The 13,241-nt window shown below is 63.8% G+C and carries 14 protein-coding genes; 8 read left to right on the top strand and 6 right to left on the bottom strand.

What is annotated here, in order from left to right:
* Positions 1-3: 3 nt before the first annotated feature.
* The 3 genes from ACPS74_RS14030 to ACPS74_RS14020 form a co-directional block, all read right to left on the bottom strand.
* Positions 4-1,554 carry a formate dehydrogenase beta subunit gene (locus ACPS74_RS14030; protein WP_018407186.1) on the bottom strand — a complete coding sequence of 517 codons (1,551 nt, stop codon included), beginning with the start codon at positions 1,552-1,554 and terminating at the stop codon, positions 4-6.
* A complete protein-coding gene (locus ACPS74_RS14025) occupies positions 1,554-2,027 on the bottom strand; it encodes a formate dehydrogenase subunit gamma (RefSeq protein ID WP_029648326.1) in 474 nt (157 codons plus the stop codon). The genes ACPS74_RS14030 and ACPS74_RS14025 overlap by 1 nt, the downstream gene beginning before the upstream one ends.
* Positions 2,028-2,152: 125 nt before the next feature.
* The gene (locus ACPS74_RS14020; protein WP_029648327.1) at positions 2,153-3,052 is read right to left on the bottom strand and encodes a LysR family transcriptional regulator; all 900 of its coding nucleotides are present in this window, start codon (positions 3,050-3,052) and stop codon (positions 2,153-2,155) included.
* Positions 3,053-3,241: 189 nt separating this feature from the next.
* On the opposite strand from ACPS74_RS14020, the gene ACPS74_RS14015 reads away from it, so the two are divergent.
* From ACPS74_RS14015 to ACPS74_RS13995, 5 genes are all read left to right on the top strand, one after another.
* Complete coding sequence (locus ACPS74_RS14015; RefSeq protein ID WP_029648328.1) at positions 3,242-4,642, top strand: HAMP domain-containing sensor histidine kinase; 1,401 nt, start codon at positions 3,242-3,244, stop codon at positions 4,640-4,642.
* Positions 4,639-5,283 (top strand): response regulator, encoded by a 645-nt coding sequence (locus tag ACPS74_RS14010; protein ID WP_018407182.1) that lies wholly within the window; start codon positions 4,639-4,641, stop codon positions 5,281-5,283. The genes ACPS74_RS14015 and ACPS74_RS14010 overlap by 4 nt, the downstream gene beginning before the upstream one ends.
* Positions 5,284-5,387: 104 nt before the next feature.
* Entirely contained in the window at positions 5,388-5,948 is a 561-nt protein-coding gene (locus ACPS74_RS14005; RefSeq protein ID WP_029648329.1) for a DUF3280 domain-containing protein, read from the top strand.
* Positions 5,949-6,104: 156 nt separating this feature from the next.
* Positions 6,105-7,523: a D-alanyl-D-alanine carboxypeptidase family protein gene (locus tag ACPS74_RS14000; protein WP_029648330.1), complete on the top strand. Its 1,419-nt coding sequence runs from the start codon at positions 6,105-6,107 to the stop codon at positions 7,521-7,523.
* Positions 7,524-7,625: 102 nt separating this feature from the next.
* Positions 7,626-8,828: a CobW family GTP-binding protein gene (locus tag ACPS74_RS13995; RefSeq protein WP_029648331.1), complete on the top strand. Its 1,203-nt coding sequence runs from the start codon at positions 7,626-7,628 to the stop codon at positions 8,826-8,828.
* Here ACPS74_RS13995 and ACPS74_RS13990 read toward each other — a convergent pair.
* Positions 8,825-10,141, bottom strand: coding sequence for a cation:proton antiporter (locus tag ACPS74_RS13990; protein WP_029648332.1), 1,317 nt, complete (start codon positions 10,139-10,141; stop codon positions 8,825-8,827). The two genes, ACPS74_RS13995 and ACPS74_RS13990, sit on opposite strands and share 4 nt — an antisense overlap.
* A gap of 227 nt (positions 10,142-10,368) precedes the next feature.
* On the opposite strand from ACPS74_RS13990, the gene ACPS74_RS13985 reads away from it, so the two are divergent.
* Genes ACPS74_RS13985 through ACPS74_RS13975 form a run of 3 tightly spaced genes read left to right on the top strand, consistent with a single transcriptional unit; the run spans position 10,369 to position 11,825 of the window.
* Positions 10,369-11,136 (top strand): ComF family protein, encoded by a 768-nt coding sequence (locus tag ACPS74_RS13985; RefSeq protein ID WP_029648333.1) that lies wholly within the window; start codon positions 10,369-10,371, stop codon positions 11,134-11,136.
* Positions 11,137-11,157: 21 nt separating this feature from the next.
* On the top strand, positions 11,158-11,430 hold the full coding sequence (grxC, locus tag ACPS74_RS13980) for a glutaredoxin 3 (RefSeq protein WP_018407176.1): 273 nt from the start codon (positions 11,158-11,160) through the stop codon (positions 11,428-11,430).
* The gene (locus tag ACPS74_RS13975) at positions 11,427-11,825 is read left to right on the top strand and encodes a DUF1178 family protein (RefSeq protein WP_029648334.1); all 399 of its coding nucleotides are present in this window, start codon (positions 11,427-11,429) and stop codon (positions 11,823-11,825) included. Before grxC ends, ACPS74_RS13975 begins: the two co-directional genes overlap by 4 nt.
* 193 nt (positions 11,826-12,018) lie before the next feature.
* Here ACPS74_RS13975 and ACPS74_RS13970 read toward each other — a convergent pair whose 3' ends face one another.
* Both ACPS74_RS13970 and ACPS74_RS13965 read right to left on the bottom strand, forming a co-directional pair.
* On the bottom strand, positions 12,019-12,153 hold the full coding sequence (locus tag ACPS74_RS13970; RefSeq protein ID WP_255722950.1) for a hypothetical protein: 135 nt from the start codon (positions 12,151-12,153) through the stop codon (positions 12,019-12,021).
* Complete coding sequence (locus ACPS74_RS13965) at positions 12,153-13,163, bottom strand: hypothetical protein (RefSeq protein ID WP_029648336.1); 1,011 nt, start codon at positions 13,161-13,163, stop codon at positions 12,153-12,155. Before ACPS74_RS13965 ends, ACPS74_RS13970 begins: the two co-directional genes overlap by 1 nt.
* Between the last annotated feature and the right edge of the window lie 78 nt (positions 13,164-13,241).

Below are 13,241 nucleotides of genomic sequence, written 5' to 3'. Positions count from 1 at the left end.
ACCTCACTCGGCGGCTTCAAGGGCCGGCTTGCGGAAGTCCTCGGGGAAATGTCGAAGCGCGCTCTCGACCGGATACGGCGCAAAGCCGCCCAATGCACAGAGCGAGCCAAACTTCATCGTATGGCAGAGATCCTTGAGGAGCTCGATATTCGCATCGACGTCCATGCCGTTGCGAATCTTGTCGATAGTCTCGACGCCGCGCGTCGATCCGAGCCGGCACGGCGTGCATTTGCCGCAGCTTTCGATGGCGCAGAACTCCATGCCGAAGCGCGCCATCCAGGCCATGTCGACGGTGTCGTCGAAAACCACAAGACCGCCATGGCCGATGAGACTGTCCTTGGCGGCAAAGGCTTCATAGTCGATCGGAAGGTCGAAAAGCGACACGGGCACATAGGCGCCGAGCGGACCGCCGACCTGAACCGCGCGGACGGGACGACCAGAGCGGGTGCCGCCGCCAATCTCGTTGACGACCACGCCGAGCGGAATCCCGAAGTCCGTCTCAAAGAGGCCGCCATATTTGACGTTGCCGGCGATCTGCAGCGGCATAGTGCCGCGCGAGCGGCCGACGCCGAGATCGGCGTAATGCTTCGCGCCCTTCTCCATGATCATCGGGATCGTGGCCATGGACAGGACATTGTTGATGACCGTCGGCTTGCCGAAGAGCCCGACATGCGCCGGCAGCGGCGGCTTGGCGCGCACGATGCCGCGCTTGCCCTCGAGAGATTCGAGCAGCGAGGTCTCCTCGCCGCAAACATAAGCGCCGGCGCCGATGCGCAGTTCGACGTCGAAGTCGAAGCCCGAGCCCTTGATGTTCTTGCCGAGCCAGCCCGCCTCAAGCGCCTTCTCGATCGCCGCCTGAAAGACCTTGGCGACGATGGGATATTCGGAACGCAGATAGATATAGCCCTTGGAGGCGCCGACCGCGTATCCGCAAATGAGCATGCCTTCGATCAGCGAGAGCGGATCGCCCTCCATGATCATGCGGTCGGCGAAAGTGCCGGAATCGCCCTCGTCGGCGTTCACCACCACATATTTTTGGCCCGGCGGACAGTCCGCCACCGTCTTCCATTTGATGCCCGTCGGAAAGCCCGCGCCGCCGCGGCCGCGCAGGCCCGACTTCGTCACCTCTTCGACGACGGCCACGGGCCCGATCTCGAAGGCGCGCTTCAGTCCCTTGAAGCCGTCATGCGCCTCATATTCGGCGACCGACAGCGGGTCGATGACGCCGCAACGGACGAAGGTGACGCGGTTCTGCTTCTTCATCCAGGGATGTTCGTCGACGATCCCGATGTTCAGCAGATGCGCGCCCCCGGTCAGGAACCCGGCGTCAAACAGCGACGCGACGTCCTTAACCTTGGCCGGGCCATAACCGACACGGCCCGCGGGAGTCTCCACCTCGATCAGGGGCTCGAGCCAGAGCATTCCACGCGAGCCGTTTCTCACGATCTCGATTGTTTCGCCGCGGGCTGCGGCCTCTTGTGCGACGGCGGCGGCCAGTCTGTCGGCGCCCATCGCGACGGCGGCCATATCCAGCGGGATGTAAAGCTTCACCATCAGTCGCGCGCCTCCGCGGCGATTTCGTCAAGCATTTCAGCGTCGACGCGGCCGATCGGCTCGCCGTCGTAAAGCGCTGAAGGGCTGTGGGCGCATAGTCCCAAACAATACACCGCCTCGACCGAAAGGGCGCCGTCCGGCGTCGTTCCGCCCCAGTCGAGCTTCAACTTGTCGAGGAATGCTCGCGCCTGTCTTTCCGCGCCCATCGACTGGCAGGATTCGGCCCGGCAAATTTTCAGCGTGTGGCGCCCGTGCGGGGCGCGATGGAAGTCATGGTAGAAGGTCACGACGCCATGCATTTCGGCGCGCGAAATATTCAGCGCCTCGGCCATCTCCTTGACGGCGGCGTCGGGCACATAGCCGAATTCTTTTTGAAGCGCGTGCAGAATGGGCATCGCGGGTCCCTCAAGACCCATATGGGCGGCGATGATCTCCCGCGCGCGCTCGTCGCTATACTGAGCAGCGCCAGACATTTCTTCCCTTTCAGCCTGGACGTTGCGCATATGCGGTCGTCCTATTTAGACTAATTCCGAGAACAGTGCCGGAAATCCAAGGCGCGATCAATAGCGACCATCCGTTGTGCGATAGGGCGATCCTATCAACCGTCCAGCGTGTGGCTTTCCGCCAGCTTTTTTGCCTCCGAGACCAAGGCGGCGACCAGCGGAATCACCGGTTCACGCTGCGGCGCCACAAGGCCAATTTCATGCACAGCCTCCGGCTCAACGATGGGAATCGAGCGTAACGGCGCCGCCACGTTTAGGGTCTTCGCGAGCTTCTCCGGCAGCACCGTCGCCCAGCGGCCGGACCTCACATGGTCGAACAGCAAGATGACATCGTTCGACTCGAGGATCGGCACGGGCTCGGACCCGCCCTTGCGAATGAGCTGCTCGACGATGCGACGGTTCTGCATGTCCGGCGTGAGCAGACAGAGATCGATGCGCCCGACGTCAGCCCATGTCACACGGTCGCGGTTCCCCAGCGGGTTGTCGGCGAAGGTCAGCAGCCGGTAGCGTTCGGAGCAGAGCGGCACCGTGCGCACGCGGCCAAGCGGCTCATTGTCGAGATAGGTGATGCCGGCGTCGATCTCAAGATTGTCGAGCATGGTCAGCACTTCGCTCGACGACGCGGAGATCACGGAAAAGCGCACCGCCGGATGCTTCTCGCGGTAGGGCGTCGTCAGCGCCGAGACGATGCCAAGCGCGGTCGGGATGACGGCGATCTTCAGCTGGCCGGTAAGGCCTTCCTTGAGGGTGCGAACTTCCTGGCGCATCGCGCGCGCATCGCCGACGATGCGCTTCGCCCATTCGAGCACCCGCTCGCCCTCGGCGGTCAGCCCGTGGAAGCGCGAGGAACGGTTGACGAGCAACACGCCGAGCGAATCTTCGAGCTGCTTGACGCCGGCCGAGAGCGTGGGCTGGGTGACGCCGCAAATCTCCGCCGCGCGAGAAAAGCTCTTCTCTTTGGCGACGGCGATAAGGAATTCAAGCTTGTCGATCACGACCTAGTCCAACCCGCATGGGCGTCACATTAGCATATCCGCCCAGGCCGCGCCGAAATTTTGAAACGAATCCAAATCCCTCGCGCCCAGGCAATTTGCCCGATCAGAGCCTAAGCGCGTGATGCGCGCTGGACCTCGTTTCGATTCCTGCTCTACTGAGCGACGGGTTTTTCGTCGAGGAATGCGCCAATGCGGTTGATCGTTCGGCTCGTCTTGCAGCTTGTCGGCATCACTCTCATCTGCCTTACGCTGACCGCGGGCTGGGTGATGGTCGACGCGCACCGCGCAATCGAAACGGAAGCGGCGACGTCCGCCGAGCGCGTCGCGCATCATCTCGAAAATCTCTACTGGCAGGCCATCCTCTGGCGGGGCAGCATGCGGCGCGACAAAATTCTGCCCGTTCCCGACTGGGAGTCGCTTTCGACCTTGAAGCTCGTTTCGCCGGGCGTCTGCATCAGCTATGCGCCGGGCGACGAAGAGCCGCGGACGCTTTGCAGTCAGCTCGAGGGCGTCGGCTCCACCGCGCCGGCATGGTTTGCGGCGGCCTATGAGCGCATATTCGGCGCACATGCGCCGATCGTTCGACCCTTGACCGTGCGGCAACCGGAAACCGGCGCAATCCTGGTCAGGGCGGACGCCGGCGCCGCCATCCGACAAGCCTGGCGGCAGATCTCGATCATCGTCGGCGTTGCGGCCACGATGGCGATCTGCATGTGCCTTCTGGCGGCAGCCGCCATCGTCCATGCTCTGGCGCCGACCCGAGCCATCGTCTGCGGGCTGCGCCAGCTGGAGCAAGGAAACTACGCCAGCCGGCTTAAGGCGCTGACAAAGGGCGAGTTCGGGCTGATCGCGCGCGCGGTCAACGACCTTGCCGAACGGCTGGCCCGAACCACGGCGGAACGCGCCGCGCTCACGAAGCGGCTGTTCGAAGTCCAGGAGGAGGAGCGCCGCGCCCTCGCCCGCGACCTCCACGACGAATTCGGCCAGTGCCTGACGGCGACCCTCGCCTTCGCCGGCTCGATCGAGGCGGCGGCGGCCCGGATTGATCCCGGCGTCGCCGAGGACGCCCGCTCAATCGCGCGCGTCGCCAAGCGCATGATGACGACCCTGCGCGACGCGCTTGCCCGGCTGCGCTCGCAAGACCTCGACGAACTTGGGCTCGAAGCCTGTCTTGTTCAGCTCGCGGCGAGCTGGAACGCCAAAGCGGAGCGAAAGGCGCTCATCCACCTGCGGCTCACGGGCGACCTCGCCGACCTTCCTCAGACGATTTCGACGAGCCTCTATCGCATCGCGCAGGAATGTCTGACCAACGCCATGCGGCACGGCGACTCGAAAAATGTCTATCTGCGCGTCGAACGCGCGGCGCCAGACGACGGGCTCGTCGCGCTGACGGTCGAGGATGACGGCGGCGGCGACGCCTCCCGCCTCGCCGCAGCCTCCGGCCACGGCATTCTCGGAATTCGCGAGCGCATCGCGGCTTTTGGCGGAAGTCTGTCGATCAGCGACGCCACAAAAGGCGTGCGCGTCGTCGCGCGCATCCCGCTTATCGCCTTCGACAACGCGCCGATGAAAGGTCTGGCGCCCGCATGACCGCAATTCTTCTCGTCGACGACCACCCGATCGTTCGGGAGGGATATCGGCGGCTTCTGGAGCGCCAGCCGGATTACAGAATCGTCGCCGAAGCCGCCAACGCCGCGGAGGCCTACCAAGCCTATCGGAAGGTTTCGCCCGACATCGTCATCATGGACCTTTCTCTCCCCGGCGCGAGCGGCGTCGAAGCGGTCCGCCACATCAAGCAGTGGGACAAGGGCGCGCGCATTCTGATCTTCACCATGCACAGCGGCGCGGCCTTTGCGCTGAAAGCCTTCGAGGCCGGCGCGTCCGGCTATGTCACCAAAAGCAGCGACGCGGCGGAGCTGCTCCGCGCCGTGGCGATCGTCGCCAAGGGCGGCCGAGCGCTCAGCGACGACGTTGCGCGAGAGATCGCCGCGGAGCGATTGGGCGAGGGCCGCGCGCTCGTCGATGAGCTTGGCCCCAGAGAGACGGAGATCTTGCGGCTCGTGGCGTCTGGCCGAACGACCGAGGACATCGCCGGCATCTTAAATCTCAGTCCGAAAACCGTTCAGAACTACCATTATCAGATCAAATCCAAGATCGGCGCGCGCACCGACGCCCATCTCGTGTGGCTCGCCATCGGCGCAGGACTTGTCGGCGACGCGTCGGCGACCTGATCGGCGGCCCCCAAGGAAATTTGCCCAGACCGCCGCAGGCGAAAGGCCGAAGCTTCCAACGCTTCACGCAGCTACGCCTTCAACTGCAACAGCGGAGCCTGGCGATGGTTAAGAAGACGCTCACTCACCTTTTGTTATCGGCGCTCGTCACAATCGCGACCGGAGCCGTCGCGACCGGCGCTCGCGCGCAATCCTCGCCGCCGATGAAGCTCGCGGTCTTCGACATCGAGCTCGACGACTTCACCGCCGGGGGGCCGATCGCCGGCGAAAGCCCGGAAGAAACCGCGCGCCTCCAACGAATGACGGCGCTGGCGCGCGAACTCCTGGCTCAATCCGGACTGTTCGAAATCGTCGATGGAAGCGCGGCGACGGATCAGAGGGTCAAGGACCATTGGCTGCGCAAGTGCAACGGCTGCGACGCCGAAATCGCGCGCACGCTCGGCGCAGACCTGTCCTTCGTCTGCTTCTTTCGAAAAGTCAGCGTGATGGAGCAATATCTCGAACTGCGCATTCGCGACGCGCGCACGGGAGAACTGGCGCATATCTCGCAGACGGATCTGCGCGGGGAAACCGACCAGTCTTGGACCCGTGCGCTGAAATTCCTGATGAGATATCATCTTGTCGGGCCAGAACTCGCGCGTCGAAATCACCCGCTTCAGCCGTGACGGCGGCGCGCCCTTACTCATGGTTAACAGGTTATCAACAACCGCCCCCGAATCGCCCAATTCCACGCCTATTCCGGCTATGCGCCTCAGGCGCTATTATATAGATGGCGTTTCATGCGATCCCGCGCGTTCAGCGCCGGGTAACGGGGCTAGGCGATGAACTTCTCGAAGTCCACATTGATTGCGGCGGCCAGCGGATTGCTGATCCTATTTGGCGCCGCAGCGCCCAGCCGCGCGAACCCGTCGATCGTCGTCGACGTCGCGTCGGGGGCCGTGCTCTCTCATGATCAGGCGACCGCTTCCTGGTATCCCGCTTCCGTGACGAAGCTGATGACGGCCTATGTCGCGCTCGAAGCGGTGCGCCAGGGACGCATCTCGCTCGAGACGCCGGTGATGATGTCGCCGCGCGCATGCAGCATGGCGCCTTCCAAGATGGGCTTCAGACCCGGCTCGGAAGTCACCCTGCACAATGCGCTCGTCATGCTGATGGTGAAATCCGCCAATGACATCGCCGTCGCCATCGCCGAAGGCGTGTCCGGCTCGGTCGAGGCCTTCGCCGATGAGATGAACCGCCACTCCGCCGCCCTCGGCATGACGCAGTCGATATGGGTCAATCCCAACGGCTTGCCCGATTCGCGGCAGGTCACGTCGGCCCGCGACCTCGCCATTCTCGGCCGCGCGCTTTACCTGCAGTTTCCCGAGCACGCCAATCTGTTCAACATCGGCGCGATGCAGCTCGGCAAGCAGATCATCCCCACGCATAACCATCTTCTCGGCCGCTACGCCGGCGCGGACGGCATGAAGACCGGTTTCACATGTTCGGCCGGATTTAATCTTGTCGCCTCCGCCACGCGCGGCGGCCGGCGTTTGATCGCCGTCGTCCTCGGCGCGCCCAATCCGATTCTGCGCACGGCGAAGACGGCGGCGCTGCTCGATCGCGGCTTTCAGAGCGGGGCGGCCGTCGCCTCTTTGGCGTCCCTGCCCAGCTCCGGCCCAACGGCGGCGCCCGACTTGCGCGAGTCGGTGTGCCATCACCGCGGCCCGGCGGCGGCTGAATTCATGGCGGAGATCGAGGACGCCTCGGTCCCGGTCAGCTCAGGCGTTCCGCTGCTCGACACGCTCAGCGGCGCTCCGCAGCAGCAGATGAACGCCAAGGAGATCGCGCACCTGCCGCGCCCGCGTTTTGAGCCCGTGTCGGTCTATGTCGGTCGCGCGCCGGGCTATGCCGGACCAGTGGCGCGGGCGCGCGCGCCGGGAGCGCCGGTCGGCGAGCAGCCTGATCTTGCCGCCTATGCGTCGCAGCCGGAGGCCGGCGACGCCAGCGCCTCGCCGATCAGCAAGCCCGCGCCCGACGCGGTATCGCTGCGACGCGCCAAACACGCCAAGGCCGCTAAAGCGGCGCGCGCGGCCGCCAAGGCGGCAAAGGCGGACGCTGTAAAGGTCGAAGCCGTCATCGCCGAAGAGCCAGCTCCCAAGCCCAAGGCGGCGAGAAGCGCGACGAAGCCGAAAGCGGCCGCAGCGCAAAAGCCGGCGGCCTCAAAGGCGCACTCCGCCGCCGAACCGGGCAAGAGCTGAGAACTCAAAGATCGTTCGTTCTGGCAACGGACGGCGTTTTCGGCGAAGATGCGCGCCTTCCGCGAGCAGGAATTTCTTCTGCTCCGGCGCGAGTTCCGCTGAATGAACGATCTGACCATGGCCGCCGCGAGTCGCGCGACGCGCGCGGCGCCGCCGCCAATTCCGCTGACCGTCATCACCGGCTTCCTTGGCGCCGGCAAGACGACGCTGCTCAACCGACTGCTCGCCTCGCCGGCGCTCGCCGAGACGCTCGTGCTCATCAATGAGTTCGGCGAGATCGGCCTCGATCATCTCTTCATCGAGAAGATCGACGGCGACATGGTGATGATGAGTTCGGGCTGCGTGTGCTGCTCGATACGCGGCGATCTGGTGAACACGCTTGAAGATCTGCTCAAGCGGCTCGACAACGGCCGGATCAAGCCGTTCAAGCGCGTCGTGCTGGAAACGACGGGCCTCGCCGATCCGGCGCCGATCCTGCACACGATCATGTCTCACCCCTATCTGATGATGCGCTATCGGCTCGATGGCGTCGTGACGCTCATTGATGCGGTGAACGGCGAAGCGACGCTCGATGCGCATGAAGAAGCCGTCAAACAAGCCGCTGTCGCGGATCGGCTCGTCATCGCCAAGACGGATCTGCCGCAAGGCGCCGAGCGTCTCGACGCGCTGAAGGCGCGGCTGGCGCGCCTCAACCCGGGCGCCTTACAGCTTGACGCCGCCAAGGGCGAAGCGACGCCCGAGGCGCTGATCAACTGCGGCCTCTACGATCCCGAGACCAAAACGCCGCGCGTGAAAGAGTGGCTCAACGCCGAAGCGGTGGAAACAGCGCAGGCGCATGATCACGCGGACCATGACCATGACCATGAGCATCACCGTGATCATGAACACGAAACGCATGGCCATCGTCAGGACGTGAATCGGCATGACGCGCATATCCGCGCCTTCTGCTTTTCCTCCGAGACGCCGCTGACGCCCGCCTCCTTCGACATTTTCATCGACCTTCTGCGCCACACCCACGGGCCGCGGATGTTGCGGGTGAAGGGAATCGTCGCGCTGGCCGACGATCCGTCGCGCCCCGTGGCGATCCATGGCGTGCAGCATGTCTTTCACCCGCCGCACCGCCTCGACGCGTGGCCCGACGCGGACAGGCGCACGCGCATCGTCTTCATCGTCAAGGATCTCGACGAGGGCTTCGTCCACGGACTCTACGGCGCGCTCGTCAATCACCCCGCGCCCGGCCGCCCAGACGCGCAGGCGCTCGCCGACAATCCGCTCGCGCCCAGGCTGGGCGGCCTGTTCGGCTAAGGGCGGTTGAACAGATCGGAGACGCGACGCTCGGCGTTCTGGAGCGTCTCGATCCATCGAGTCGGCAGTTTGGCGAATGCGCCCGACGCTTGCGAAGAGAACCAATCGGCGACGGCGTGAGCGATCGACGATATGCTGCTCTCAAGGCGCGACGGCTGACGCGTTCCACGCAGCCAGAAGGCCAGCGTTGGAAACGCCGTGACGGTCACCATCGCGGCGCCGACAAGCGCGGACGCCGTCTCTGGCGCCATCTGTCCCCTCCCGACGCCCAGATAGGTGAGCGCGACAACAAGCGGCAGGGTGGTTGACGACAACAGCCCCAACGCCGGGATGTCCCGCTCGGGCAGCGTCCCGCGAAAGAGATTCAGCGGCGCGAGACGAATGAGCAGGAAGGCGACGCAGAAAAACGCGAAGAGCGCGACGGTCGCGGGGCTCCTGACGAGCGCCACAAAGTCAAATGACGCGCCGCTCTCGATAAAAAACAGCGGAATCAAAAAGCCGGAGCCAATGGCGGTCAAACGATCCTTGAGGATTTCGGCCTTGGTGCCCCGCACCAGGACCGCGACGGCCATGCCCGCCATATAGGAGCCGACCACAAGCTCCATCCCCAGCCTGTCGGCGAATGAGACGAAGCCAAGCAAGACGACGAGCGCGATTCGAATAGGCAGAAGCTCGCCGTCGCCAAGCCAATACACAATGCTTTCGGCGAGTCGGTCCGAACGCACGGTCTTGAGAAAAAAGATCGCGGCAAGTCCGAGCACGATGAAAAGCGCGCTTAACAGCGTCTGGTGCAGATGATGATTGTGTTGCGCCAGAACGATGGAGGCGAGAATGAGCGGTCCAAGTTCGCTGACAGCCGCCACGCCAAGGACGTAGCGTCCGAATTCATTATCGAGGTCCCCCGACTGCCGCAAAACGGGGATCAATATGCCGAACGCCGTGGTCGGCAAGATCAGCGCGACGAGAAGCGGCGCCTCCACGAGTCCAACAAGATAAAGCAGTCCGGAAATAACGATCGAGAGGCTCAATGAAATGAGCCATGCGAAAAGTCCCAGGCGAAGCGGCTTTCCGCTTATTTCCTTCTGATTGAACTCGAAGCCCGCCTGAAAAAACAAATAAACGAGGCCAAACTCCATGAGAAAGGTGACCGCGCTATCCGCCGTCAGCAGTCCCACGCCGCTTGGGCCGACAAGCATGCCCAGCAACAGTTCGACGGCGACGATCGGCGCGCGCGCAAAAGCCGGAACTCTGTTGAGCAGCGGCGCGAGCACGGCGATGCAGGAGATGACGAAGATCGTGTGGAATTCGCTCATGGGGGCGCAATCTCCTAAGGGCTCCGCTTAGCGCAGCAAAGGCGCCCTCGCCGCCCGGCTGGACAATGATTCTTTTGCTGACCCCTACGATGCGTTAAGGTTCCGCCTGTGCTCAAGTCCTGATTTGTGACCAAGGGTTCCTGAGTTCCTGGCGCCACGCATTGCGCGCATCAGGTCGCAAAGAGCGGCCTGCCAAGCTTCTTGCAAGGCTTATTGAGTGGTTGCTGATGACGCGGAGCCGAGCGACTGGCCTGCTTCGACCCCTGGCGCGGGCGGGACATGCGCTCCTCGACCTCATTTATCCGCCATCCTGCCTCGTCTGCCGAAGGGCGGTCGCCGCCCATGGCGCGATCTGCCCCGAGTGCTGGCGCGACATCGCCTTCATCGAACGCCCCTATTGCGAGCGGCTCGGCACGCCGTTCGAACGCGACCTGGCGCAGCCGGGGCTGATCTCGCTGGAAGCGGCCGCCAACCCGCCCGCCTTCGGCCGCGCCAGGGCCGTCGCGCGCTACGACAGCGACAAGGCCCGCGCCTTGGCGCACCGGCTGAAATATTACGACCGGCTGGAGCTCGCCGAGCCGATGGGCCGCTGGATGGCGCGGGCCGGCGCCGAACTCCTCGCCGACGCCGACGTGATCGTGCCCATCCCCTTGCACCGGCTGCGTATTCTGGCGCGAAGGTTCAACCAGTCGGCGGCCCTCGCGCAGGCGATCGCGCGAGAGAGCGCCGTGCCGGTGGAGACCTTGGCGCTGCATCGCGTCAAGCCGACGGCGCCGCAGGTGGGGCTGACGCGGGCGCAGCGGGCCGCCAATCTCTCCGGCGCCTTTCGCGTCGACCCGGAGCGGGCGGACGCCATCCACGGCCGCAATGTCGTGCTCGTCGACGACGTGCTGACGACCGGGGCGACCGCCAACGCCGCGACTCGCGCTTTGCTCAAGGCGGGCGCGGCGCGCGTCGATCTCCTCGTCTTCGCGCGGGCCGTGACAAGCGCGTAGGCGCAGGCGTATAAGCGCGCCATGGCTCCCCGCATCGAAATCTACACCACGCCGACCTGCCCCTATTGCCTCGCCGCGAAACGGCTGCTGACGCAAAAGGGGGCCGCCTTTGAAGAAATCTCGGTGGCGTGGGACCCGCTCGGACGCCGCCGCATGACCCAGCGCGCCAATGGCCGCTCGACCGTTCCGCAGATCTTCATCGACGACAAGCACATCGGCGGCTGCGACGAGCTACACGCGCTCGAAGGCGAGGGAAAGCTCGACGCGCTTCTCGCCAGCGGAGCGACGCCATGATCCGCTACTCCCTCATCTGCGACGCCGGGCACAGCTTCGACAGCTGGTTTCGCGACAGCGCGGGATTTGAAAAACAGGCGGCCGAAGGACAGATCGCCTGCCCCTTCTGCGACTCGACGAAGATTACGCGCGACGTCATGGCGCCCCATATCGCCAAGCCGCGCGACGACGCGGCGCATGATCTGCGCGTGAAGCTGCGCGAGCTGCACGACACGGTGGTCGCGCATACCGAGGACGTGGGCGACCGCTTCCCCGAGGAGGCGCGCGCCATGGAGGACGGCGAGACCGAGCGACGCGCCATTCGCGGCCGCGCCACATTCGAAGAAGCAAAGGCGCTGCTCGAAGAGGGAATCGAGATTCTGCCGATCCCGGGTCTGCCCAGCGACAGCAACTAGCGCGCGCCCGTCTCGCGCCGTTAAATGCAAGCCTCGCCGGCTGTCATTCCCTACGCGCAGGCCTCTGCGCGCTGTCATTCCCGACGCGCGAAGCGCGATCGGGAAACCAGAAAAAACCAATCGTGCATGGCGTCGCCCCTGGATTCCCGATCAGGCCTGCGGCCTGTCGGGAATGACGCGGCAATCTGAGTCGTCATTGCAACACGCAAAAAACCATCGTGCCCATTCGCGCAAAAACCGGCGCCCGAATGAAACGGGCTTCGCGTCGATGAATGGCCAGCCGACAGGCGTCGAGCATGACGATGTCCTTACGATTGAGCGCCGTCATCACAATTGTCCTTCATTCAATTGGCCAATTTCGAACGTGTCCAAAAGCCGTTCAAGCTTCGACTTGATCTGCGGCCACATCGGCATGAATATTCGTGGGAACCTGGCCTCGATCAGAGCGTCCAGGCGGGCATAGCGGAAAAACATCTGGCATTCGGGGCGACGATTCCATCCCGAATCTTCCGTGTGATCCTTGATTTCTTCCGCCTGACACTTGAACCAGAGATCGATCGGTTTTCTGTCGACATAGTAGAAATCGACGGCCTCACCCCCCCCTAGTTCGGTCTTGTAGCGGCTCATATCTCCAATGGCGCCGACGCGCTTCAAATTGAACTTGTCCGGCTTTGGGCCAACAGTCAGGTGGCTTGATTTCAAAGACACGCTCTCTGGATCAAGAAAAATCCGTTGTGTGTCATAGAAATCCTTTTGAATCACTTGAACCTTTTCAGCCTCCCCACCCTGAACCTTTGCTTGGGAACTCAGCCTCACAACCATTTTTGTCGTGTCGAGACCTCGATTCCAGATGTGTCGATCGCTCGGATGCAGGACCGCGAAATCCGGCAGATTCACGCCGATGCGGAATCCGTGCACGTAGACGTCCCGATAGTTCGGATCTGGATAGCCGGGCATTGTCGCAGACTCGCATCCGACATCGGCCCATATCACATATTCGGCGGGCGCGCGCAGGCGGACGCGCCAGCCCGGCGGGTCCATCAGCCAGCGCAGTTCGAGAAAACGACGCCCATCCGGATCATTGACGAAGCGTTCGTTAGGGATGCAGTCGGTCTTCTTGGTTTTCACCGCGAAGACATTGCCGCCGATCTGGTTCGCCACCCAAAAAAACGCGGCGACGATTGCGAGAGGGCCAACAAGCCACGCCGCAAACCGATGAATGGAAATGCCGGAAAGTATGGATGTGAACGCGGCGGAGCGGAGGCGAGTCCCCGCGATAAAACTGGCAAAGGCGGATAGGCTCATGTGAAGCCCGCGCGGCCGAACGATGCCGCTCATGGCTTGCTCCGGCGAAATGGTTCAGCCGTTGTCAATGCGCTTCACAGCCTGCCGCCTCTTGAGAGGCGATGAGATATC

It is taken from the genome of Methylocystis sp. SB2 (assembly GCF_049817085.1).
Taxonomy (GTDB): Bacteria; Pseudomonadota; Alphaproteobacteria; order Rhizobiales; family Beijerinckiaceae; genus Methylocystis; species Methylocystis rosea.
Note: the sequence above shows the minus strand (reverse complement) of the source record. Positions and strands in the feature narration are given on the sequence as shown.

Coding starts and splice junctions, on each gene's coding strand:
- ACPS74_RS14030 (WP_018407186.1), bottom strand. CDS start 1,554: ATGGTGAAGCTTTACATCCCGCTGGATATGGCCGCCGTCGCGATGGGC.
- ACPS74_RS14025 (WP_029648326.1), bottom strand. CDS start 2,027: ATGTCTGGCGCTGCTCAGTATAGCGACGAGCGCGCGCGGGAGATCATC.
- ACPS74_RS14015 (WP_029648328.1), top strand. CDS start 3,242: ATGCGGTTGATCGTTCGGCTCGTCTTGCAGCTTGTCGGCATCACTCTC.
- ACPS74_RS14010 (WP_018407182.1), top strand. CDS start 4,639: ATGACCGCAATTCTTCTCGTCGACGACCACCCGATCGTTCGGGAGGGA.
- ACPS74_RS14005 (WP_029648329.1), top strand. CDS start 5,388: ATGGTTAAGAAGACGCTCACTCACCTTTTGTTATCGGCGCTCGTCACA.
- ACPS74_RS14000 (WP_029648330.1), top strand. CDS start 6,105: ATGAACTTCTCGAAGTCCACATTGATTGCGGCGGCCAGCGGATTGCTG.
- ACPS74_RS13995 (WP_029648331.1), top strand. CDS start 7,626: ATGAACGATCTGACCATGGCCGCCGCGAGTCGCGCGACGCGCGCGGCG.
- ACPS74_RS13990 (WP_029648332.1), bottom strand. CDS start 10,141: ATGAGCGAATTCCACACGATCTTCGTCATCTCCTGCATCGCCGTGCTC.
- ACPS74_RS13985 (WP_029648333.1), top strand. CDS start 10,369: ATGACGCGGAGCCGAGCGACTGGCCTGCTTCGACCCCTGGCGCGGGCG.
- grxC (WP_018407176.1), top strand. CDS start 11,158: ATGGCTCCCCGCATCGAAATCTACACCACGCCGACCTGCCCCTATTGC.
- ACPS74_RS13975 (WP_029648334.1), top strand. CDS start 11,427: ATGATCCGCTACTCCCTCATCTGCGACGCCGGGCACAGCTTCGACAGC.
- ACPS74_RS13970 (WP_255722950.1), bottom strand. CDS start 12,153: ATGACGGCGCTCAATCGTAAGGACATCGTCATGCTCGACGCCTGTCGG.
- ACPS74_RS13965 (WP_029648336.1), bottom strand. CDS start 13,163: ATGAGCGGCATCGTTCGGCCGCGCGGGCTTCACATGAGCCTATCCGCC.